23 protein-coding genes and 1 pseudogene are annotated in these 22,005 nt (G+C 65.1%); 10 read left to right on the top strand and 14 right to left on the bottom strand.

All coding sequences use genetic code 11. The annotated features are described in order from the left end of the window. The 4 genes from B7X49_RS01290 to B7X49_RS01275 form a co-directional block, all read right to left on the bottom strand. Complete coding sequence (locus B7X49_RS01290; RefSeq protein ID WP_029312990.1) at positions 1 to 234, bottom strand: hypothetical protein; 234 nt, start codon at positions 232 to 234, stop codon at positions 1 to 3. 10 nt (positions 235 to 244) lie between these two features. Beyond that, positions 245 to 1,291 carry a cytochrome d ubiquinol oxidase subunit II gene (locus tag B7X49_RS01285; protein WP_286838051.1) on the bottom strand — a complete coding sequence of 349 codons (1,047 nt, stop codon included), beginning with the start codon at positions 1,289 to 1,291 and terminating at the stop codon, positions 245 to 247. A gap of 53 nt (positions 1,292 to 1,344) precedes the next feature. Continuing rightward, a complete protein-coding gene (locus B7X49_RS01280; protein ID WP_286702955.1) occupies positions 1,345 to 2,787 on the bottom strand; it encodes a cytochrome ubiquinol oxidase subunit I in 1,443 nt (480 codons plus the stop codon). Between the two features lie 96 nt (positions 2,788 to 2,883). Next, complete coding sequence (locus tag B7X49_RS01275) at positions 2,884 to 3,495, bottom strand: GbsR/MarR family transcriptional regulator (protein ID WP_035229840.1); 612 nt, start codon at positions 3,493 to 3,495, stop codon at positions 2,884 to 2,886. A gap of 144 nt (positions 3,496 to 3,639) precedes the next feature. On the opposite strand from B7X49_RS01275, the gene B7X49_RS01270 reads away from it, so the two are divergent. Both B7X49_RS01270 and B7X49_RS01265 read left to right on the top strand, forming a co-directional pair. After that, on the top strand, positions 3,640 to 3,885 hold the full coding sequence (locus B7X49_RS01270) for a YMGG-like glycine zipper-containing protein (protein ID WP_029312986.1): 246 nt from the start codon (positions 3,640 to 3,642) through the stop codon (positions 3,883 to 3,885). Between the two features lie 103 nt (positions 3,886 to 3,988). Further along, the gene (locus B7X49_RS01265; RefSeq protein WP_286702954.1) at positions 3,989 to 4,996 is read left to right on the top strand and encodes a FliM/FliN family flagellar motor switch protein; all 1,008 of its coding nucleotides are present in this window, start codon (positions 3,989 to 3,991) and stop codon (positions 4,994 to 4,996) included. Here B7X49_RS01265 and B7X49_RS01260 read toward each other — a convergent pair. The 4 genes from B7X49_RS01260 to B7X49_RS01245 all read right to left on the bottom strand — a co-directional run bounded on the left by B7X49_RS01260 (position 4,984) and on the right by B7X49_RS01245 (position 11,918). Next, positions 4,984 to 6,156, bottom strand: a complete 1,173-nt coding sequence (locus B7X49_RS01260) for an FAD-dependent oxidoreductase (RefSeq protein ID WP_286702953.1) — start codon at positions 6,154 to 6,156, stop codon at positions 4,984 to 4,986. The two genes, B7X49_RS01265 and B7X49_RS01260, sit on opposite strands and share 13 nt — an antisense overlap. 67 nt (positions 6,157 to 6,223) lie before the next feature. Next, a complete protein-coding gene (locus B7X49_RS01255; protein WP_286702952.1) occupies positions 6,224 to 7,585 on the bottom strand; it encodes an efflux transporter outer membrane subunit in 1,362 nt (453 codons plus the stop codon). A 230-nt stretch (positions 7,586 to 7,815) separates the two neighbouring features. Then, a complete protein-coding gene (locus B7X49_RS01250) occupies positions 7,816 to 10,824 on the bottom strand; it encodes an efflux RND transporter permease subunit (RefSeq protein WP_286702951.1) in 3,009 nt (1,002 codons plus the stop codon). Next, positions 10,821 to 11,918: an efflux RND transporter periplasmic adaptor subunit gene (locus tag B7X49_RS01245; RefSeq protein ID WP_286702950.1), complete on the bottom strand. Its 1,098-nt coding sequence runs from the start codon at positions 11,916 to 11,918 to the stop codon at positions 10,821 to 10,823. Before B7X49_RS01245 ends, B7X49_RS01250 begins: the two co-directional genes overlap by 4 nt. Before the next feature lie 321 nt (positions 11,919 to 12,239). On the opposite strand from B7X49_RS01245, the gene B7X49_RS01240 reads away from it, so the two are divergent. Then, positions 12,240 to 13,169 carry a tetratricopeptide repeat protein gene (locus B7X49_RS01240; RefSeq protein WP_286702949.1) on the top strand — a complete coding sequence of 310 codons (930 nt, stop codon included), beginning with the start codon at positions 12,240 to 12,242 and terminating at the stop codon, positions 13,167 to 13,169. A 14-nt stretch (positions 13,170 to 13,183) separates the two neighbouring features. Then, the gene (locus tag B7X49_RS01235) at positions 13,184 to 13,840 is read left to right on the top strand and encodes an LON peptidase substrate-binding domain-containing protein (protein ID WP_029311784.1); all 657 of its coding nucleotides are present in this window, start codon (positions 13,184 to 13,186) and stop codon (positions 13,838 to 13,840) included. Here the strand turns inward: B7X49_RS01235 and B7X49_RS01230 are convergent. From B7X49_RS01230 to B7X49_RS01205, 6 genes are all read right to left on the bottom strand, one after another. Then, on the bottom strand, positions 13,831 to 14,901 hold the full coding sequence (locus tag B7X49_RS01230; RefSeq protein ID WP_286702948.1) for a flagellar biosynthesis protein FlhB: 1,071 nt from the start codon (positions 14,899 to 14,901) through the stop codon (positions 13,831 to 13,833). The two genes, B7X49_RS01235 and B7X49_RS01230, sit on opposite strands and share 10 nt — an antisense overlap. A 35-nt stretch (positions 14,902 to 14,936) precedes the next feature. Next, positions 14,937 to 15,728: a flagellar biosynthetic protein FliR gene (locus tag B7X49_RS01225; protein ID WP_286702947.1), complete on the bottom strand. Its 792-nt coding sequence runs from the start codon at positions 15,726 to 15,728 to the stop codon at positions 14,937 to 14,939. Beyond that, positions 15,718 to 15,984 (bottom strand): flagellar biosynthetic protein FliQ, encoded by a 267-nt coding sequence (locus B7X49_RS01220; protein WP_286702946.1) that lies wholly within the window; start codon positions 15,982 to 15,984, stop codon positions 15,718 to 15,720. The genes B7X49_RS01225 and B7X49_RS01220 overlap by 11 nt, the downstream gene beginning before the upstream one ends. 66 nt (positions 15,985 to 16,050) lie before the next feature. Beyond that, positions 16,051 to 16,362 carry a flagellar hook-basal body complex protein FliE gene (locus B7X49_RS01215; RefSeq protein WP_286702945.1) on the bottom strand — a complete coding sequence of 104 codons (312 nt, stop codon included), beginning with the start codon at positions 16,360 to 16,362 and terminating at the stop codon, positions 16,051 to 16,053. Then, positions 16,362 to 16,766 (bottom strand): flagellar basal body rod protein FlgC, encoded by a 405-nt coding sequence (gene flgC / locus B7X49_RS01210; RefSeq protein ID WP_029311779.1) that lies wholly within the window; start codon positions 16,764 to 16,766, stop codon positions 16,362 to 16,364. The genes B7X49_RS01215 and flgC overlap by 1 nt, the downstream gene beginning before the upstream one ends. 31 nt (positions 16,767 to 16,797) lie before the next feature. Then, entirely contained in the window at positions 16,798 to 17,178 is a 381-nt protein-coding gene (locus B7X49_RS01205; protein ID WP_286702944.1) for a flagellar basal body protein, read from the bottom strand. 218 nt (positions 17,179 to 17,396) lie between these two features. On the opposite strand from B7X49_RS01205, the gene B7X49_RS01200 reads away from it, so the two are divergent. From B7X49_RS01200 to B7X49_RS01175, 6 genes and pseudogenes are all read left to right on the top strand, one after another. Beyond that, the gene (locus B7X49_RS01200) at positions 17,397 to 17,678 is read left to right on the top strand and encodes a hypothetical protein (RefSeq protein ID WP_286702943.1); all 282 of its coding nucleotides are present in this window, start codon (positions 17,397 to 17,399) and stop codon (positions 17,676 to 17,678) included. Next, positions 17,678 to 18,427 (top strand): flagellar type III secretion system pore protein FliP, encoded by a 750-nt coding sequence (fliP, locus tag B7X49_RS01195; protein WP_286702942.1) that lies wholly within the window; start codon positions 17,678 to 17,680, stop codon positions 18,425 to 18,427. Before B7X49_RS01200 ends, fliP begins: the two co-directional genes overlap by 1 nt. 181 nt (positions 18,428 to 18,608) lie before the next feature. Then, positions 18,609 to 19,451, top strand: coding sequence for an alpha/beta hydrolase (locus B7X49_RS01190; RefSeq protein ID WP_286702941.1), 843 nt, complete (start codon positions 18,609 to 18,611; stop codon positions 19,449 to 19,451). A gap of 12 nt (positions 19,452 to 19,463) precedes the next feature. After that, on the top strand, positions 19,464 to 20,168 hold the full coding sequence (locus B7X49_RS01185) for an SDR family NAD(P)-dependent oxidoreductase (RefSeq protein WP_286702940.1): 705 nt from the start codon (positions 19,464 to 19,466) through the stop codon (positions 20,166 to 20,168). After that, positions 20,162 to 21,577: an aldehyde dehydrogenase family protein gene (locus B7X49_RS01180; RefSeq protein ID WP_286702939.1), complete on the top strand. Its 1,416-nt coding sequence runs from the start codon at positions 20,162 to 20,164 to the stop codon at positions 21,575 to 21,577. The genes B7X49_RS01185 and B7X49_RS01180 overlap by 7 nt, the downstream gene beginning before the upstream one ends. Positions 21,578 to 21,759: 182 nt before the next feature. After that, positions 21,760 to 22,005 (top strand): annotated as a pseudogene (locus B7X49_RS01175) (hypothetical protein); the annotation flags it as partial.

Genomic DNA, 22,005 nt, shown 5'->3' with positions numbered 1-22,005 from the left:
TCAGCGCCGCGGCGCGCGGCGGACTGCGCGGTATTCGCCCTGGAGCAGAATGCCGAACAGGATGGCGGTGAAGCCGGCCATGCCGAGCGCCATCAACAGCAGGGCGCGCGGCAGGCCGAAGATCGCCTCGATGAGCAGCACACCGAGCGCGGGGCCGGCGAGGCACAGGGCCGCGAGGCGCTGGTTGCGCAGCGCCTGGAGCAGCGGCCGATCCGAAGGGGCTGCCTGGGCCATCGGGGCGCGATCAATGCCCGTAGGCGGCGAGTTTGGAGACGCGGGCGCGGAACACCCAGATCTGGTACCAGTTGTACATCAGCATCACCGGGAAAAATCCGGCCATCGCCAAGGTGAAGGTGATGATCGAGACCTGCGGGGTCGCGCCGGCATAGATCGTCCAGGTGTCCGGCACCATCCAGGGGTACATCGTCCACATCATGCCGGTCGCCATCAGGGCGATGGCGGCGTTGAGCCAGAGGATGGCCGCGATGTCGCGCTCGGCATTGGAGGCGGCGCGCATTTTCACGATGGCGAACAGCACCGCGAGGAAGCCGATGCCATAGACCCAGAAATACGGGCCGAACCATTTGCCCGAGACCCAGGGGAAGATGATCACGCTCCAGCCGATGGTGATCGCGACCGCGCCGATCGCGGCGTAGAAGGCGTAGTTGGTCCAGCGCGCGGCGTGCTTGCGGATATCTTCCTCGGGCTCGAACCGGGCGCGGACGAACAGGCCGCCGGCGAGCGAGACCGCGATGACCGCGGCAATACCGGTCCAGACGCTGAACGGGCTGATGAAGCGCAGCGCGCCGCCGACATAGGTGGGCACCTGATCGGGCACATGGGTGAGCGGAAACCCGTGCAGCGTGGCGCCGACCGCCATGCCGCCGAAGAAGGTGGTGGCGAGGCTGGAGATGCCGAAGGCGTAGTCGCTGAACCGCTGATAGCGCTTTTCCGCAAGGTGGCGGAATTCGAGCGAAACGGCGCGGGTGATGATGCCCCAGAGGGCGAGGGCCAGCGGCACCATCAGATAGCTGAACAGCGAGCCGTAGACGAAGGGAAACGTGCCGAACAGCACGCCGCCGGCCACGATCAGCCAGGTTTCATTGGCATCCCAGGTGCCGGCCATGGCGGACATGATGGCACCGCGTTCATCCTCGTCCGCCACGAACAGGGAGAATACGCCGGCGCCGAGATCGGCGCCGTCGAGGATGATGTAGAGCAGGATGCTCAGCCCCAGCGACATCCACCACACGATGGTGAGGAGGTGCTGGGTCTGCGTCAGGGCGTTCATCGTTTGCATCGGAACGGGTCTTTCATCGCGCGGGTCGGGTCAGGCGCGCTGTATCAAGCGGGCCGCAGGTATTCGGGCTTGCCGGGCTCGTGGTGGGCGGGCTCTTCGATATGGCCGAGCGCCTGGTGCCCGTCCTGCGCGACCGGGCTGACCAGATCGGGGCCCTTGCGGATGATTTTGGCGAGGAAATACCAGGTGCCGCCGAACACCGTCAGTTCGAACGCCATGTAGCCGACCAGCCAGAAGATTTCGAGCGGCACCGACATATGGCTGACGCCGGCCGATGTGCGCATCATGCCGTAGACGACCCAGGGCTGGCGGGCGACTTCGCGGGTCCACCAGCCGGTCCAGACCGCGAGATAGGGCAGGAAGGCGCTGGCCGTGACGGCGCGCAGGAACCATGGGTTGGCCGCGATGGTATCGGCCGACAGGCGCCGGCGCAGCGCCAGCCAGCCGCCCCAGAAGGCGATCAGCATCATGGCCATGCCCGCCGCGACCATGATCCGGAACGAATAGAACGGTACCACGACGGGCGGACGGTCCTGCGGCTTGATGCTGTTCAGCCCTTCGACCTTGCCGTTCCAGCTATGGGTTTCGAGCAGGCTGAGCACATGCGGGATGGTGATGGCGAAGGCGTTGCCGTCGCCCTTGGCGTTCGGCCAGGCAAGGATGTGCCAGCCGGTATTGACCGAGCCGTCCTTGTTATAGGTGTTGTAATGGCCTTCCATGGCGGCGAGCGCGGCGGGCTGGTCGTGCGCGATGGTGGCACCCAGGCCGTCGCCCAGATAGACCTGTAGCGGGGCGACTACGGCGAGGGCGAGCAACGCAAAGCGCAGCGGCCGGGCAAACAGCGTGACATGGCGGCGCTTCAGGACGAACCAGGCGCAGACGCCGGCGACAAAGAACAGCGCGAGTTCGAAGGTTGCCACCAGCATATGCGGGAAGCCGTACATGACATCCGGATTGAACAGGGCGGCGACCCAGTCGGTCACCTGGAACACGCCGTGTTTGAACACGATGCCGGCGGGGGTCTGCATCCAGGAATTCGCGACCAGGATCCACATCGCCGAAAACGAGGACGAGAGAGCGACGTTGAAGGTCGCGAACAAATGCATTTTTTTGCTGATCTTGCCCCAGCCGAAGATCATCAGCCCGATGAAACCGGCCTCGTACATGAAGGCGGTGATGGTCTCATAGCCGAGCACCTGGCCGAAGAACGGGCCGGCCGCCTGCGAGAACGGGCCATAGAGAATGCCGAACGCCATTTCCATGGTGATGCCGGTGGCGACACCGGCGCCGAAATTGACGATGAACAGCTTCTCGAAGAAGCGCGCCAGACGATACCAGCGCTCGTCATTGGTCGCGACCCAGCGCCATTCGAAAAAGAACAGAATGACCGCGAGGCCGATGGTGAGCGGCGGATAGAGGATGTGAAAACTGGTGATCCACGCGAAATCGAGGCGCGAGAGGAAGACCGAGAGTGAATTATCCGACATTTCTGGCTCTTTCGGGTTCGTTCGGGAGGCGGATGACGGCGCGGCCCGCGCCGGTGCGGCTGCGGGATGATCGGTTGATCAGGTGTGTCGGGTCGCTCATGTTTCCAGTTCCTGATCGTGGCTGCCATCAGAATCGTGACTCATGGCGGGCTCGCGGCGGCCCCGACCGATCAGCGGCAGGCGGTTTTTCAGCTCGAGCAGGGCAACGACGCGGCCGCCGAGCTTGAGCAGCTGGGTCAGATCGGCGGTATCGAGTTTCTGGACGTCTTCCGACCAGCGCATGATCAGTTCGATCAGATCATGCATTTCGCGCAGGCGGGTCTGGGCGTAGCGATCGGCCTCGCCGCCCGGGGTTTCCATGATGAGTTCGCGCAGGACGGACAAGGTGGGGTCGATCTCGCGGCGCCGCCGTTCCTCGGCGAGGACGCGGACGATCTGCCAGATATCCCCCAGGGTCGAAAAATGTTCGCGCCGGTCGCCGGGCAGATGTTGCAGCCGCACCAGGCGCCAGGATTGCAGCTCTTTCAGGCCAAGCGAGACGTTGGAGCGCGAGAAGCCGAGAATCTCGGCAATTTCATCGGCCGGCAGCGCGCGCTCAGAGACATAGAGCAGCGCATAGATCTGCCCGACGGTGCGGTTGATGCCCCAGCGGCTGCCCATTTCGCCGAAATGCAGGGTGAAGGCTTCGGTCAGCGGGGAGAGCTGCATTTTCGAAATTCCAGAAATTACTGGAATATGGATAATGCGGGAACGTCGCCTGTCAACCAGCGCCGACTGTGCCACTTAATGGACATGATCGGGCGTTATCCGGCTTCATACGTTCGACTATCATCAACCATTGGGATTCCGATCATGAAATTACGCGCTTTTGGTCTCATCGTCGTCCTCGCAGGCGCCACACTCGGCCTGTCGGGGTGCGGCTATACGCCGGGCAGCCGTGCGCTTTCCGGGGGTGCGATCGGCGCCGGTACGGGCGCGATCATTGGTGCGGCGACCGGCACCGGACCGGCCGGTGGTGCTCTGATCGGCGGTGCGATCGGTGCGATCGGCGGTGCTGTTACCAGCGCGCGCACGATCAATCTCGGTCATGGGCTCTGAAATCGTCGCGGCTCAATGAAATGTTAACCTTTCTGGTCGATACTGGATTGGCTCGGATCTGACCGGGCCGATCGTTTCGTGCAGATAAGGTTTGATATCGATGATGAGTTCCGAGGACGGGTCGGCTGAATCACTGCTCGCGCAGGCCGAAATCGACATGATCCTCGGCACGCAGTCCGATTCCGGCGCGCCCGAACCGGCCGCCCCGCCGCTGAACCGGCTGATCCATGGCAATGCGGTGCGCTACGAACGCCTGCCGATGGCGGAAATCGTGTTCGAGCGGCTCGCCCGCATCCTCGGCGGCAGCCTGCGCAACCTGTTTCAGGACAATGTCGATGTCAGGCTCGCCGCCCTCGCCTCGCAGCGCCTGACCGAGAGCATCGCCGGGGTCAGCGCGCCGGGCAGCGGGCAAGCCTCGCTGCTGGCGGTGTTTCGCGCGCTGGAGTGGGACAATCTCGGTATTTTGGTGATCGATTACGACACGATCTATAATCTGACCGAAATCCTGCTCGGTGGCCGCAGCGTGCCGGCGGGCCAGCCGCACGCGCCCCGCCCGCTCACCTCGATCGAGCGCAATCTGACCGAACGGCTCATCCGCATCGTGCTGCAGGATCTGACGGTGAGTTTCGCGCCGATCTGTGCGGTGACTTTCGAGCTGGAGCGCACCGAGACCGACCCGCGCTTTGCCGCGGTGGGCCGCAATTCGGGCGCCGCACTGACCGCGCGGATCGGGATGACGACGGCGAGCCGGCAGGGTTCGGTCGGCATCATCCTGCCCTATGCCACGATCGAACCGGTGCGCGAGTTGCTGTTGCAGCAGTTCATGGGCGAAAAATTCGGCCGGGATTCGATCTGGGAGGCGCATCTGGCCGAGGAGCTTTGGCATACCGACATCGAACTGGAAGCCGTGCTCGATCAGCAGACCATGAAGCTCAGTGCGTTGATGGCGCTGAAAGAGGGCGACATCATGCCGCTCGGCACGCCGAAAGGCGCACCGATTGCATTGCGCTGCGGCGAGATCAGCCTGTTCGATGCGCAGCTTGGCGTGCGCAACGGCCGGATCGCCGCCGCGATCGACCGTAAGGTGACGCCGGTGCATCAGCGCGGATGATCGGCGCGGGCATGGTCCGGCAAATTGGTGTAGCGGCTCATGAATCGCCGGTCGATCTGGTCTTTCCAGAGCCAGACCCAGCGTCCTTCGGCGCTCCAGCTGCCTTTCACGGCGATCGCGCGGCGATCGCCGGTGCCGATCAGCGCGAGGGCGTGGCGCTGCGGCTGAAACGGCACCAGCGCCTGGCCGGACAGCGCGCGACGCAGATTGGCGGCGAGCGGCTTGCCCTGCCTGACCGCGTAGACACCGGATTTCGGCGATGGCCGGCCGATCACGCTCGCGATATCGCCCGCCGCGAACACCGCTGGGTGCGAGGTCGATTGCAGCGTGTCGTGCACCGCGATGAAGCCCTTTGGATCGAGTGCAAGACCCGTTTGCGCCAGACCCGATCGCGCAAGCCAGGGCGCGGGCGCGCCACCGGTTGCCCAGATCACGTCATCGAGCGCGAACCGCATGCCGTCCGCGCGTTGCAGCACGCCGTCCGCCGCGGTGCCGATCGGCTGGCCGGTGAACACGCCGATGCTGCGGCGGTGCAGGATGCGTTCCAGACGGCGGCGGGCTGGCTCTGCGAACCCGGGCAGAATGGTGGCGGCCTGGCCGAACAGGCTGAAGCGCGGCGCATCGTGCGGCCGGCCGGCGGCGCGCAGCAATCCTTCGAGCCGGAATTGCAAGGCGAGCACCAGTTCGACACCACCGGCCCCCGCGCCGACCACGCCGATGTGCAATCGCTCCGGCGTTGCCAGCGCGCGCGCACACAGCGCCTCCCAATGCGCAAGAAACGGTGCGATCGGTTTGATGCCGATGCCCGACGCGCGCAGCGCTGGGCTGGCGCCGATATCGATCGACAGGCAATCGTAGGGCACCGGCGCGCCTGTGCGGCACAGCACACGCTGACAAGCCAGATCCAGCCCGGTCGCTTCGTCATGAATGAAGCGGATGCCGGCGAAGCGGCACAGCACCGCGATATCGATATGAGCCTCGGCATTTGTGTAGTGCCCGGCGATCAGGCCCGGCAGCATGCCCGAATAGGGCGTTTTGGCATCGCGGCCGATCACGATGATGGTGGTGCCAGCCGGAGGGTTTATGGCAAAGGCGCGGATCACCGCAACGTGACTGTGGCCGCCGCCGAGCAGGACGAGTGTGCGGGCGGCGGGGCGCATGGCGCGGTCTTTCGGCGGGGTTGCAGGGGAAGGCAAGGCAGTACCGTTTCGTCAAAAAAGAGAAGCCTTACTCCCCTGCCAACGCGGCTCCCAGGGCTGCCTGATCGAGCAATTGCTGTGTAGCGGCCTGGACCGCGGTGAGTTGGGCCTGGCGCCAGGTGATCTGGGCGGTGAGGACCGTGTTGTAGCTGGCGGCGCCGAGTTTGAATTGCTGGCGGGCCAGGGTGTAGGCGTCGTCCGCGGTTGCGGCGGCGGCGTTGCTCTCGGCAACCGAATCACGATCGTCAGCGGTGCGGCGCAGGCCGTCCGCCACCTGCTGGAAGGCGGTGAGCACGGTGCTGCGATAGGTCGCGAGCGCGTTGGCCAGGGTGGCGCGCGCCGCGGCTTCGTGCGCGTGCAGCACGCCGCCGTCGAAGATCGGGGCGAGCAGCGAACCGGCGAGCGTCCATAGCGCGGCGCTTGGCTCGAACAAGGTGTTGAACGTCTCCGAGGCGTAGCCGCCCTGGGCCGACAGGGTGAGGCTGGGGTAGAGGGCGGCCACCGCCTGGCCGACCGCGGCGTGGTCGGCTGAAACCAGCGCGCGGGCCGCCATGATGTCCGGCCGGCCGGCAACCAGCGCCGAGGGCACCGAAGCCGCGCTGTCCGCCGGCACGGTGAAATCGGTCAGGCGGAAATGACCGCCCGCGAAATCGGCCGGGGCGACGCCGCTGAGCACCGCCAGCGCATGGCGCTGCGCGCTCGCCTGCGCCAGCAGACCCGGCAAGGCCGCCATGGTCGCCTGCACCTGCGCCTGTTGCTGCAATACCGGCAGGCGCGCGATGGCACCCGCGGCATATTCACCCTGTAACAAGGTCAGCAGGCGCTGCTCGCTCGCCGCCATCGCCCGGTCGGTCGCGATCTGTGCCTCCAACCCGGCCTCGGTGATCGCCGCGACCACGATATTATCGGCCAGCGTCAGCCGCGCCGCCGCCGCATTGGCGCGCTGGTAGGCAGCGAGCGCGCGACCGTTGCGGAACGCGTAGGACCGCGCACCGAACAGACCGGGATTATAGGTGATCGCGCCGGCGAACTCGTCGATCGTATAGGCGCCGTACCCGTTCGGGCCGGTCGGGAACGACTGGCGCGAGACGTTCGGGTTCAACGACACCTGCGGCAGAAACACCCCCGTCGCCGCCGCCTGGTTTGCCGCCGCCTGCGCCACCAACGCATCCGCCGCCGCGACCGTGGGCGATCGGCGCTCCCCCAATGCCACCAGATGATCGAGCGACGGATCGGCAAAGCCGCGCCACCAGGCGGATTGCAACCGCGTACCGGCGGTCGGCACACTGCGCAGATACGACGCCGGCGCTGGTGGGATGGTGACCGGCTTGATCGGCACGGCACAGGCGGTGAGGATGAGGGCGGTGAGAAGGATGGGGCTTCGCCCCATGCCCCACCAAGGGGCTTTGCCCCCTGGACCCCCACTAAGGGCGAGGCCCTTAGAACCCGCTAGTTTTAGGTAAGGGGAGGGCGCTGCCTCGCACTTGTCACGTGTATGGACTGGACCGCCCTCCCCTTGCCTAAAACTAATGGATTTTAAAGGCTCCGCCTTTAACGGGGTCCAGGGGCAGAGCCCCTGGTGGGGTTCGGGGCGAAGCCCCGTCTTGCTCACGGCCTTCATCATCGCCGCCCGTGCACGAGGCAATACATAGCGGGCACGGCGAACAGGGACAGGAGGAAGCCTGAGGCCATGCCGGTCGCGAGGATGGCCCCGATATCGTAGCGGATGACGGCTTGGGGTCCGTTGGCGAGCATCAGGGGGACGGCGCCGCCGATCAGGGCGAGGGTGATCATGAGGATGGGGCGGAAGCGGAGGCGGGCAGCGTCCATGGCGGCTTCGCTGATTTTATGGCCTTCGCGGGCGCGTTCGTGGGCGACCTGGACGAACAGGATGCCTTGGCGGGCGATCAGGCCCCAGACGGCGAGGAGGGCGATTTCGGTGACGATGTTGAGGGTGGCGCCGCCGAGCGCGATGAGGGTGAGGGGGCCGAGGCTGGCGAGCGGGACGGTGGTGATGACCACGAACGGGTCGCGCAGCGAGCGGAACTGACCGGCGAGCAGGAAGAACAGGCCGGCAAATCCCATCAGGAACAATAGGTTGTTTTCGTGTTGCGAGCGGCGGAAGGTGGCGGAGGGGCCGGCGTAGCCGAACGAGAGGCCGGGTTTGTGCAGGGTGGTGAAGCCGTGGTGCAGGGTTGCCAGCGCATCCGACAGGGAGACGCCGAGTTTGGGCTGGCCCTGGATGGTGACGGTGGGCAGGCCTTGCCAGGAGCCGATCGCGTTGGGTTCCTGGCGGAGGGCGATGCGGGTGACATCGGCCAGCGGGACGAGGCTGCCGGTCGCGGTTTTGACCGTGTAGGTGCCGAGGCCGGTGGGGGTGGAGTCGCGCGGGCCGGTCGGGATGACATCGAGCGTGGTGTGGCCGAGGCTGACGTGGCCGATGGTGCCGCCGGAGAGCGCATCGGCCAGGGCATCGCCGATCGCGGCGGTGGGGATGCCGAGGGAATCGGCGAGGTTGCGGCGGATCGAGATGCCGTATTGCGGTTGGCTGGCACCGGGCGAGGCTTGCAGGAAGTCGAACTTGCCGCTGGCGTAGCCGGCGTCGATCACGCTCTGGGCGACGGCGAGCAGGGTGCGGTAGTTGGCCTGGCCGGAGATCAGCACGTCGATCGGCAGGCCGTTGAGGCCGGGCAGGCCGTTGTTTTCGTTGACATAGGCTTTGACGCCGGGGAGTTTGCCGAGTGCGGCGCCGAGGATGGCGGTGGCGTGCAGCGCATCGTCCGGCGTGTTGAACGTGTAGCCGCCGAACAGGCTGTGGGCGTTTTCATCGGCGACCATCCAGTCCGGCGTGCCGGGTTCGAGGCGGTCGAGCACGGTCTGGATCGCGTGGTACTGGGTTTTCAGATAGGCGAGCGAGGCGCCGTAGGGGCCGGCGGCGAAGATGTTGACCGAGAGGCCATCGGCCGCGGGGGTGAGGTTGCGCGGGGCGCGGGCGTAGAGAACGCCGCTGAAACCGGCGAGGCCGGCGGCGATGAGGACGACGAGCGCGGGGTGGCGCAGGCTGGGGCGCAGCAGGCGGGCGTAGAGATCGCGCAGGCGATCGAGCGGGCCGGTCTGGGCTTCGCGGGTGGAGTGGCGGCCGGCCCAGAGGGCGATGAGCGGCACGATGGTGAGGGCGATGATCAGCGAGAGCAGGAAGGCGGTGATCAGCACGGTGGCGAAGGGACGGAACAGCGCGGCGGTGAGGCCTTGCAGGAACACCAGCGGCAGGAAGGCGACCACCAGGGTGGAGGAGATGGCGGCGAGGACCGGTGCGAGGCGGGTGACGCTGGCGGAGGCGGCATCGAGCGGAGATTCGCCTTCGTTGATGCGGCGGAAGATGTCTTCGACCACCACGATGGCATCATCGACGACCAGGCCGACGGCGAGGACGAGGGCGATGATGGTGAACAGGTTGAGGCTCTGGCCGAGCAGATGCATCACGATGGCGGTGCCGAGCAGGGAGAGCACGATGGCGAGGAAGGGTGCGACGGCGGCGCGGGTGGTGCCGAGCGAGAGGCGGACGATGACGATGACCAGGGCGATGGTGATCAGCAGGGTGAAGGCGAGGTCGCGCAGGGAGCGGGTGATGCTGACCGATTGGTCGTAGATGAGCGGCAGTTTCAGCCCGGGCGGGGCGGTGGCGCGGATGGTGGTGAGCATGTGGCGGAAGGCGCGCGAGACGGCGATGATGTTGCCGCCGGGGGCGACGCCGGCGGCGAGGTAGACGGCACGCCGGCCCTGCCACCAGTTTTCGAACGTGTCGGACGGCGGGCCGATCGCGACATCGGCCACGGTTGCGAGCGGGATGGTGACGCCGGCGCGGGTGACGATGGGGATGTGGCGGAAATCGGTGATCGCGCCGAGGCCGGTGCGGGCCTGGACCGGGATGACGCCGGCCTGGTTGCGCAGCGAGCCTGCGGCGGCGAGGCTGGCGGCGCTGGCGAGGGCGTTGGTGATATCGGCCGGGGTGACGCCGAGGGCGGCCATGCGGGCGGGGTTCATGGCGACGCGGATGGCGGGGTCGGGCGCGAAGATGGTGACGGGGCCGATGTCCGGCACGGTTTCGAGCCGGGGGATCACGTCGGTTTTCAGGTAGCTGGTGACGGCGGTTTCCGAGATGCCGGGGGCGAACAGGGCGGCGACGTTGAGTTCCTGATTGGCACTTTGGCGGCCGACCAGGGCGACGCTGGGCAGGCGGGCGGCGCTCGGCAGGTCGTTGCGGGCGGCGTTCACCGCCGAGAGGACTTCGGCGTAGACCGTGTTGGGATCGACCCCGCCGCCAAGATAGGCGCGGACGGTCGAGCCGCCTTCACGAGAGGTGCCGGTGACGTAGGACACGCCGTTGACCGCGGCGACGCTTGCTTCGGTCGGGATTGTGACGAAGCGGTTGACCACCGAGGCGGAGGCGCCTGGATAGTCGGTATGGATCTTGATCCGGTTGGCCGGGATGGGCGGGCTGGGGCGGATGGGCAGCGTGAGCAGCGAAATCGTGCCGAACAGCAGCAGCGCGGCGACGCCCAGCCCGACCAGGATGGGATGGTTGAGCAGGCGCGCCCACGGGCTGGTCCAGCCGCGTTCGGGGGTCATGATTTGCGGCCGGCGGCGGCGGGTGTGGCCTGGAGCGCGGTGGCGGGCGCGGCGGGGATGATGGTTTCGCCGTTGTCCAGTTTGAAGCCACCGATCGCGACGATGCGGCGCGGTGCGGCCGGAACCGGGGTGGCGATGGTGGTGGTGGCACCCTTGGTGGCCAGCACGCGGACGTAGACGGCGTGGACGACATCGGCGCTGCCGTGGTGATCGACCGCGTAGACGAAGCTGCCGAGCGGGCCGTAGTTGATGGCGGTGGCGGGGACATCGAGCGCGGCGGTGGCGCTGCCGGTCGCGATTTCGACCTGGCCGAACGCGCCGGGCAGCAGGGTGCCGGCGTTGTTGGCGATGCGGCCTTCGACCATGCGGGCGCGGGTGGTGAGGTTGAGCGAGGGGCTGAGGGCGAGAATGCGGCCCTGGTGCGGGGTGGCATCGGCGCTGGGGAGGGTGAAGGTGAAGGCGTCGCCGAAGGCGATACCGGTGAGTTCGGTTTCCGGCACCGCGAACAGGATGCGGAGCGGGCTGGTCTGGGTAATGGTGGTGATGATGGCGCCGGCGCCGATGTAGTCGCCGGCCGAGAGGCGGCGGATGCCGAGCACGCCGGCGAAGGGGGCGCGGATGGTGCGGCGGTTTTGCCGTGCGGTGTCGAGCGCGAGTTGGGCGGCGGCTTCGGCGCGGGCGGCCTGATCGGATTCCAATTGGGCGATGGCGATGCCGGAGATGGCGCGCAGGCGGAGATCGCGCGCGACGGTGCGGCCCGCGGCATCGAGCTTGGCGCGGTCGAGGGCGACCTGGGCGCGCTGTTCGGTATCGTCCATGCGGAGCAGCACGGCGCCTTTTGCGACGGTTTCACCGGAATGGAACAGCACCTGGGCGGCGACGCCGGCGCGCTGGGCGGCGAGAGTGGCGGATTGGACGGCGGCGATCTGGCCGGAGACCGCGATGGTCGGGCGGAACATGGTGGCCTGCGGGGTTGCGACCGGCACGTGCGGGGTGGGCTGCGGTGCATCGGCCCGGGCACAGGGGGACGCGACCGCCATGAACAGGGCAGTCAGGGCGCAGGCGGGGAACGGGGCCGGTGGGCGGCCTGGCATTGAACTCTCCTGTGTGAAGCCGAATTGACTGCCTGCCCGGCCGTTCGGGCGCCGGGGGAGGGTTGTTTCGCGCAATTCGGGGGGGGTGGTAAAGCGATAAACCACCGCGACATCGTGTTACGTTTCGATGACCGGCTGCGACGCCTCCCGCAAGATGGGGACGGATTTGCGACATGATGTTGCGTGCGGCTGGAAATCGGCCGGGCGATGTTGGCGATGAGGCGCGCGCGGGGTGTGGCATTTGCGCGGTGCGGGATCGGTCTGGCTTGCAGGACGCGGTCTGGCTATCATCTATCGATCACTATGGATGGATCGACGATCATGGACCAAGTACCTGAACTGAAACCGGACCCGCGCGAGGCTGCGATGATTATCGACGGCACGCAGGCGAGTTTCATGAGCGACGTGATCGAGGCGTCGCGCGAGCGGCCGATCCTGGTCGATTTCTGGGCGACCTGGTGCGGGCCGTGCAGGACGCTGACGCCGACGCTCGAGAAAATCGTGCGCTCGATGGGTGGGCGGATCGGGCTGGTGAAGATCGATATCGATCAGAACCGGGCGCTGGTGCAGCAGCTGGCGAGTTTGGGGCTGCCGCTGCAGTCGGTACCGACGGTGGCGGCGTTCTGGCAGGGGCAGATTGCGGATTTGTTCCAGGGCGCGCTGCCGGAGAGCGAGGCGCGGCGGTTCATTGATGCGGTGCTGAAACTGGCCGGTTCGGCGGCGCCGGCGGCGGATGTGATTGCCGAGGCGCGCAAGGCGGCGGAAGCGGGCGAACATGAACGGGCTGCCGAGTTGTTTGCTGCGGCGTTGAACGATGATCCCGAGCGGCCGGAGCCCTGGGTGGGGCTGGTGCGTAGCTTGATCGCGCTGGGGGACGACGATCAGGCGGAGGCGATTCTGGCGGATGTGCCGGCGAAGCTTGCCGAGCACGCGGATATCGCCGCGGCGCGGACGGCGCTGGCGGTGGCGCGTGAGGGCCGCGCGGCGGCGGGGGCGCGGACCGAGCTGGAGGCGAAGCTGGCGGCGGACCCGAATGATCATGAAGCGCGGTATGCGTATGCCACGGCGCTCAATGCATCCGACGACCGGGAGGGTGCCGCGACGGCGTTGCTCGAGATCATGCGGCGCCAGCGCGGCTGGAACGAGGATGCGGCCCGGTTGCAATTGTTGAAGTTTTTCGATGCCTGGGGGATCGATGCGCCGGAGACGATGGCGGCGCGGCGAAAACTTTCGACGTTGTTGTTCAGTTGAGCCGGACGCTGGGCATGAGTGCGGGCGTGAGCAGGATCGAGGGTATTCCAGAAATATTCCCGATCTTTCCGCTGACCGGCGCATTGTTGCTGCCCGGCGGGCGGTTGCCGCTGAACATATTCGAGCCGCGCTACCTTGCGATGGTGGATGACGCGCTGGGGGCGGGGCGTATTCTGGGGATGATTCAGCCTGATTACGACGCGCCGCCGGGCGAGACCGGGCCTGGCCTGTATCGGCACGGGTGCCTCGGGCGGATTTCCGCGTTCAGCGAGACCGATGACGGGCGCTATCTTATCACGCTGAACGGGCTGGTGCGCTACAGCGTGGTGGAGGAGGCGGAGATGCGCCGCGGCTATCGGCGGGTGCAGGGCGATGTGACGAAATTTCGCCACGACCTCGGCACGGCGCCGGCACCGGCCGCTGCCGCGCAGGCGGTGACGCGCGATCAGTTGATGGGGGCTTTGCATCGGTATTTCGTGGCGACCGGGGTGGATGCGAACTGGGATGCGATCGAGGAGATATCCGAGCCGGCGCTGATCGTGACGCTGTGCATGGCCTGTCCGTTCAGCCCGATCGAGAAGCAGGCGCTGCTCGAAGCAAAGACCGAGGCCGACCGCGCGGCGGCTTTGCTGGCGCTGCTGGAAATCAACGGTCACGACAGTCACACCTGAAACCGGGCCGCGTTGCGCTCGGCCAGCTTCCAGACATAGGCGATGACTTCGGCGACCGCGCGGTAATGTTCGGGCGTGATTTCGCTATCCTCGTCCAGCGTATAAAGTGCGCGGGCCAGCGGCGGGTTGGCGACGATTGGTAGGTTGAGCTCGGCCGCCATTTCGCGGATGGTCTTTGCCAGATGATCCGCCCCTTTGGCGACCACGCGCGGCGCTTGCGTCTGTCCGGCCTGATATTCGAGCGCGACGGCATAATGCGTGGGGTTGGTGACGACGACGGTTGCGCGCGCCATGGCGGCGCGAAGGTTCCGCTTCGCCTGCTGCGCCCGCAGCGCCTTGAGCTTTGACTTGATGATGGGGTCGCCGTCGGATTCGCGTTGCTCGTCCTTGACTTCTTGCTGGGACATCTGGTTGCGGGTGGCGAATTGGCGCTTTGACCACGTGAGATCGACAGCACCGATGACGCCCTGGACTATGACGCCGGCAATCGCGACCGCGAGAAGCGCACCGCCGATCGCTGTCGGCAGATCGGTCACCGGCAGGACCATCTGCGCGCGTAATGGGCCGATTTTCTTGCCGATAACGACATACATGATGATGCCGACGAGGATAATTTTGACGATCGATTGCGCCGACGCGATTGTATGACGGAGTGAAAACAGGTTGGAAAATCCGGTCAGCGGATTGAGCCGGCCCAAGGTGAACCCGATGGCATTGGTGCGGAGTTTGAAGCCGGTTTGAAACAAGGTCGCCGCGATCGCGCCTGCGACCGTCAGTGCACCGGTGAGTAAGACGATTTCGAATCCACGTTGCACCACGGGTTTAATCAAAAGCAGCATGCCGGCGGTGGTGTCGGTCGGGCCGGCTCTTGATAGCAGCGTGGCGAAGGCGCGTTCGAGTTGCGCGAGCAGGGTTGGCAGCAGGATGGCGAGCGCGACCACGCCGCCGCCCAGCGTTGCGAATGCGGTGACTTCGCGCGAGACGACGATGTCGCCCTGCGAGATCGCCTTGCTCATGCGCGCCGGTGTGGCGGCTTCGGTGCGACCGTCGGATTCAGCCACGATGATGCACTTGCGTCATGGTAAACTTGCGATTTTCACAGGGCGACATAGTGCAACAGCATACGGCCGGCATCGGCCTGCCACGTCGCCAGAATCGGGCCGAGGAGTGCCGCCAGCATGCCGAGCCCGACCAGGATTTGCAGCGGTGCCGCAACGAAAAATATCTGCATTTGCGGCGATGCCTTGGCCATCAAGGCCAAACCCGCCTGCCAGATCATGCCGATTGCCAGGAACGGCGCTGCAATCTGGGTTGCCAGAAGGAATTCGAAGGCGACCGATTTGATGACGAGTTTGATCAGCAGAACCATCAAGCCGGCACCATGCGACTGCCCGATGAAATCGGCGGGAATGCGGTGGAACGAGTGGACGAGCGCGATGATCGGCACGATCATCAGGGTCGAGCTGAAAAACAGGACCGGCAGGAGCATGCTGAAGATGCTCGAAACGAGCGTGCTCTCGGCACCTATGTCGTTGCTCGGCAGCAGCACGCTGGATAGGCCGATCTGATACGAAATTGCCTGTCCGGCGATCGGCAAAGCGTACAAGATCGTGTTGACCAACCAGCCGATCGTAATCCCGACCACGAGTTGCCCGACGATCATGGCGACGAGCAGTGCCGGCGTCTGCGGCATCAGCGGCAGAGCCGCGGCAACAAGGGGGGCGATGATGGTGGTCAGCGCCAGAGAGATGCCGATTTTTGCCATCGCGGGCATGGTGCTTGCCCCCAACCCCGGCAGGACCATGACCATGCTGCTGACTCTGACGAAGACGATCAGAAAGTCGAAGACCGTGTTGGTCAGCAGCGCCTGGCCTGCGTCAGCCGACATGGACCATTGCCGAGAATATGTTGTGGGAAAACTCGGTCAGGAGGGTCACTGCGTATCCCCCCAACATCATCACGGCACCGGCGACGGCGACGACCTTGGGCAGAAAGATCAGGCTGGGTTCGTTGATCTGCGTGACTGACTGCAGAACCGAGATGATCAGACCGGTTGCGAGAGAGGCAAGCAGCGGGGGCGCGGCCAGCCGGGCCGTGATGTAGAGCGCCTCGTGCAGCACGATGGCAATCGACGGGTCGGGCATTGGTCCCTCATTCCTGGTTTGTCGCGTGCGGCAAAGGGGTTGGAGCTGGTCGGTGGTTCGGGGCGGTCAAATCGGCATACTCATGATCGATTGGTAGGCGGTGATCAGGCGATCGCGGATGGCGACCGTGGTCTGCAGGGCCAGTTGCGCCTGTGCGACCGACGTGACCACCTGTGTGAGGTTGCCGTTTCCCATCAGGCCGTTCTGGGCGAGTGTTTCCGCACTCGCGCCTTGCTTGACGGTATTAGTCAGCACGCCAGAGATGTAACTCGCGAAATCGGTGCCGGAGGCGCCGCTTGGACTCGTTGCCGCATCGGTCGTTTGATAGGCGGCGAGGCCGTGTACGGCCTTGGCGATTGAACTGACGGTGCCGGACATCAGATCAGCCCCAGGGTGCGCGTCAACATGCCGCGAGTGGCATTCATGACGGATAGATTGGCATCGTACGAGCGTTCGGCCTGCTGCATATCCATCAATTCCACGAAACTGTTGACGTTTGGCAATTTCACATAACCCTGCGCATTCGCGGCCGGGTTGGAGGGATCGTATTTGGTCGGGAACGAGGAACTATCGGTGCCGATATTGGCGACGGTGACGAGATCGGCGTTGAGTTTCTGATTGTAGGCGTCCTGGAATGTGATGGTCTGGCGCCGGTACGGGTTACTTCCCGGTGTCTGGCCGGTGCTGTTGGCATTTGCGAGATTTTCCGCGATGACGCGCAGACGGGCGCTTTGCGCGGATATGCCCGACGCGGAAATTGCGAGTGATGTGCCGAATTCCATTGAAGACTCCTTCTGGGACTATTTTGTCCGATTAAATGTTCGGGCCGAGTGCTGTGGTGAACATGCCAATATACGATTTGTATATATTGACGCTGTACTGTTGGTCGATTTGCGTCTTTGCGACGGCGGCGAGTTCCTGGGTCAGTGAGACTGCATTGCCATCGGGCGCGCGCTCACTCATGGCAGCCGGCGTGGTGCCCGATGCGGGATCGGACTGCCCAGGCAGATCGTCGGCGTGGGTCACGGTTGGGGTAATCTGTGTGGTGCGGTCGAGATAGTCTTGAAACGGTGTCATCGATTGCGGCGTAAAGCCGGGCATGTCGATGTTGGCGATGTTGCGCGCCAGCACGTTCTGGGAGTCCGCCAGGTAGGATATGCGTTGCGCGGCGATTGCCATCAGATTGGTTGCCATGGTGTCCTCATGATCTCTCGACGCTATTTAGCGGACAAAAGTAAACGAATGACTAACTTGCAACGGGAACAGCTTTTTTAATTCGGTTGTCCTGGCGAAATCTGGAAACAGAAAATTAATAAGTTGCCGCTAGTCTGATAATCACCTGATCGCGTTGTGCGGAACTTCGAACATTCGACACAAGTTACTGCGGACAGGCTGAGGAGAGCGATGCGGCCATGATGCAACCCGACCTGTTGAATGCGACAATCACGCTGATCGCGATCGTGGGGATCATGATCGGGCTGTGGTACGTCGCCAAGCGATCTGGCGTGTCGCGGCACCTGGCCGGGCGCATATCGCCGCGCCCGGGCTCGAACGGCCGGACCGTCGTGCAGATCGATCGACTTCGAAAATTGTCGATCGTTCAGCTGGATGGATACCGCTTTGCCGTGCTGACCGGCGGGCGCTCGGACCAACTGGTGCGACTGGCCGATGCGCCCACGCCGGAGCCGATGTGATGCGGCGCGTGTTGCGAGCGGGCTGCGCCGTTCTTCTGGCATCGTTCGGCGCGGTGGCGGTGGCCCATGCGCAGTCGGTGTCGGTCGATCTCGGGCATGGCGGCGCGCCGGAGACGGCGAAGCTGATCCAGCTGGTGCTGTTCATCGGGCTGATGGCGCTCGCGCCGAGCCTGCTGGTGATGCTGACGGCGTTCACCCGCATTATCATCGTGCTGTCGATCCTGCGCATGGCCCTGGGTTTGCAGACGACGCCGCCGAACACGGTGCTGATCGGGCTCGCGCTGTTTTTGACCTATTTCGTGATGCAGCCGGTGTTTGCCGAGGCGTGGCAGGCCGGATTGCTGCCGATGACGCAGGGTAGCGTCGATACCTTGACCGGCATTCGGCAGGCGGCGGTGCCGTTTCATGCGTTCCTGGCGCAGAACGCACGCGCGCCTGATATTCGCATGTTCTCCGCCATCGCCCATGCCCAGATCCCGGCGCACAAGGCCGATGTGTCATGGCGAATCCTGATTCCCAGCTTCGTGGTCGGCGAACTGCGGCGCGCCTTCGAGATGGGCTTCATGATCTTTCTGCCGTTCATGGTGATCGATCTGGTCGTATCGGCCATTCTGATGAGCCTGGGGATGATGATGCTGCCGCCTACCGCCGTGTCCCTGCCGTTCAAGCTGATCTTTTTCGTGGTGATCAACGGCTGGCAATTGATCTGCGGCAGTCTGGTGCGCAGTTTTCCGGTGCCGCATCTATAATGCGTTACATCGAAACCATACATGTGAAATTATTCCATACTCACATCGAACCGAGTTCTTGCGTCTGTTTTAGAAAAGACGTGCTTTCCATCGCCCGCGATCGGCTTGTCATTGCCGGTGGGGCGAGGCAGACTCGGCACGCTGCCGGTGACGTAGCGATCGGCCAACGAGGATAACGAACATGCAGAACCCCGATACGATCTGGTCGACCCTTGGCGCCGCGGCGCGGTCGGCCGCTTATGACAATACCAATGCCGTGGCGAACAGTGCGGCGCTGAACCAGGAGCGGATCGCGGCTTCGGCGGCGTATCGGGCGGCGCATGGCGGCGCGCTCGATCTGGCGTATCAGCCGGGCGAGCGGACGGCGTGGGATTTGTATCCGGCGGCCGATCCGGCGGCGCCGTGCCTCGTGTTCATTCATGGCGGCTATTGGTGGAAGAACCGGCGGCAGGATTTTGCGTGCCTCGCCGCGGGCATTGCGGCGCATGGCTGGTCGGTCGCTGTTCCGGGGTATGATCTGGCACCGGCGGTTTCGGTGAGTGCGATTGTGGCGCAGATCCGCGCTTCACTCGACTGGTTGCAGGCGCATGGCGCGGCGCATGGTATTGCGGGGCGGGTGATCGTGTCGGGCTGGTCGGCGGGGGGGCATCTGGCGGCGATGGCGCTCGATCATCCGCTGATCGCGGCAGGGATGGGGATTTCCGGGGTTTATGAGCTGGGGCCGCTGCGTGATACCAATCTCAACCAGTATCTGCGCCTGAGCGATGATGATTTGACGCAAGCCTCGCCGCTGCGGCTGCCCGTGGTGGACAAGGAGTTTGCGATTGCCTACGGCGCGGCGGAATTGCCGGCGCTGATCCATAGCAGCCGGGATTTTCACGCCCACCGTGCCGCCAGCCAGGCGCCGGGCGTGCTGCTGCCGGTGGCCCATGCGGATCATTTCACGATCATTGCGCAGTTGCGCGAACCGGACAGCCGGTTGATCCGCTGTATTCTCGATCTTGAACGGTTTGCCGCACGGTAGGAGGATCATTTGATGGCTGCTTCGACACCGACCGGGACGGCGCTGATCATTGGAGCATCGCGCGGCCTTGGCCTTGCGCTGGCCGAGACCTATCTGGCGCGCGGCTGGCACGTGATCGGCACGGTGCGCCGTGCCGCGGGTACCGGGCTGCATGCGCTCGCCGCCACTGCCGGGGGGCGACTCGAGATCGAGCCGGCTGATATCAACGAACCGGCGCAGATGGAAGCGCTGCGCGCGACGCTGGCGGGGAGGGTGATCGACCTGCTGTTCGTGAACGCCGGGATTTCGAACGGCGCGGCTGAAACCATCGCGACGGTGAGCACCGAGAGTTTCACCCGCACGCTGGTGACCAATGCGCTCAGCCCGATGCGCGCGGTCGAGGCGTTCGAAAGCCTGGTGCCGCAGAGTGGGACCATCGCGGTGATGTCGTCGGGGTTGGGCAGCGTCGCGGATAACACCGCCGGCGGCTGGGAAGTGTATCGGGCGAGCAAGGCGGCGCTGAACACGCTGATGCGCAGCTTCGCCGCCCGTCATGCAGGGGATGCGCGGAGCATGGCGATTATCGCGCCCGGCTGGGTGCGGACGGACATGGGCGGGCCGGGCGCGTCGCTCGCGATCGAGGAGAGTATTCCCCGCGTGGTCGATGTGCTGACCGCGCATGTCGGCAAGCCGGGGCTGCGCTATCTCGATTATCGGGGACAGACCGTGGCGTGGTGATCGCCGGCGCTTTGGGGCTGGAATCGATCGGCCCGGTGTTCGAGCGGCAGCGCCTGCGGGCGCTGGCGCTGCGGACTTCGTCGGCGGCGGTGCGGATTGCGACGCTGCGACGGCTCGAGGCGGAGATTTTTCGCCAGCGTGCGGCCTTGTATGAGGCATTGCACGAAGATCTGCGCAAGCCGGAGGCTGAGGTCGATCTGTCGGAACTGATGCCGGTGATCCAGGAAATCCGGCATGCCTGCCGTCATTTGGCGGGCTGGATGGCACCGCGCCGGGTGCGCCCGACGCGGGTGATGTGGGGAACAAGGGCAAGCGTGCGCGCACAACCGCGCGGGGTCGCGCTGATCATCGCGCCGTGGAACTATCCGTTCAACCTCGCGCTCGGCCCGCTGGTTTCAGCGATCGCGGCAGGCTGCACCGCCATCATCAAACCCTCGGAATTCGCGCCGCGCACGGCTGCGCTGATCGGCGCCATCGTCGCGGCGTGTTTTGAGACTGATGAGGTCGCGCTGTTCGAGGGTGACGCCGCAATGGCGACTGCGCTGCTCGACCTGCCGTTCGATCATGTTTTTTTCACGGGCAGTCCGGCCGTCGGCAGGATCGTGATGGCGGCCGCTGCGCGGCACCTCGCCTCGGTCACGCTGGAACTGGGCGGCAAGAGCCCGGTGATCGTGGACCGGACCGCCGATCTGGACAAAGCGGCGCGCAGCATCGTTTGGGGCAAGTTCGCCAATAACGGGCAGACCTGCATCGCACCCGATCATGCCTATGTGCATCGGGACAGCGTGACGCCGTTCATCGCGGCGGTGCTGCGGCATCTGACCGCGATGTATGGCGAGGGCGGCCGCAGCCCGGATTACTGCCGGATCGTCACGCCACAGCATTTCGAGCGGATCAGGCGGCTGATCGAGGACGCGCGCGCCCGGGGCGCAACCGTGCATGCCGGTGGCGTGTACGACGCGGCGGACAAGTTCATTGCGCCGACCTTGCTGTCCGGCGTGCCGGCGGATGCCTTGATCATGCACGAGGAGATTTTTGGCCCGGTGCTGCCGATCGTGCCGTTCGACGATATCGGCGAGCCGATCCGCGCGATCAACGCGCAGCCGAAACCGCTGGCGCTGTATGTGTTTTCCCGCGATGCGGCCGCCGCCGAGCGAATCATTGCGCAAACCGCAGCCGGCGGGACCTGCGTGAACGCGGTGATGGCGCAGTATCTGCACGCCAACCTGCCGTTCGGCGGCATCAACAATTCGGGGATCGGCAGTGCCCATGGCCACTATGGTTTCCGCGCCTTTTCGCATGAGCGCGCCGTGTTGAACGACCGGTTTAGTGCGGCACCGATGCTGTTTCCGCCCTACTCGCGGGGTGTGCGGCGGATGATCAAGCTGATTTTGCGGTTCCTGACTTGAGAGCGAGACGTCAGGGGTAGGAAGGACTGTTTTTTTGGAAATGAGAAGAAAAAACACTCTCAATCGCTGAATGTAGGCCTGGGGCGCTGGGATCGCCCTCGCTCCTTTTGTGGCGGTTGATCTGGATCAATGACGGTTAGGCCGCCGCGGCGCATTGTGCGGTGCAAAGAGGGGCTATTCCAATGATTATCAGATCGATACAAAATCGAACCACAGCCGCCGTATTTGGGCTGGGGCTGCTCGCTTTAGCCCCCACCACTGCGCAGGCGATCCCCGCGTTCGCCGCACAGACGGGTGAGGAATGTTCCGCCTGTCACATCGGGTTTCCACAACTCACCGCCTATGGCCGCGAATTCAAGCTCGAAGGGTATGTTGCGGGCGGCACGTTTCCGACCTGGAAAAACTTCGCGCTGATGTCGCAGATCGGG

The organism is Acidiphilium sp. 34-64-41 (assembly GCF_002282635.1).
GTDB lineage: Bacteria > Pseudomonadota > Alphaproteobacteria > Acetobacterales > Acetobacteraceae > Acidiphilium > Acidiphilium rubrum.
Note: the sequence above shows the minus strand (reverse complement) of the source record. Positions and strands in the feature narration are given on the sequence as shown.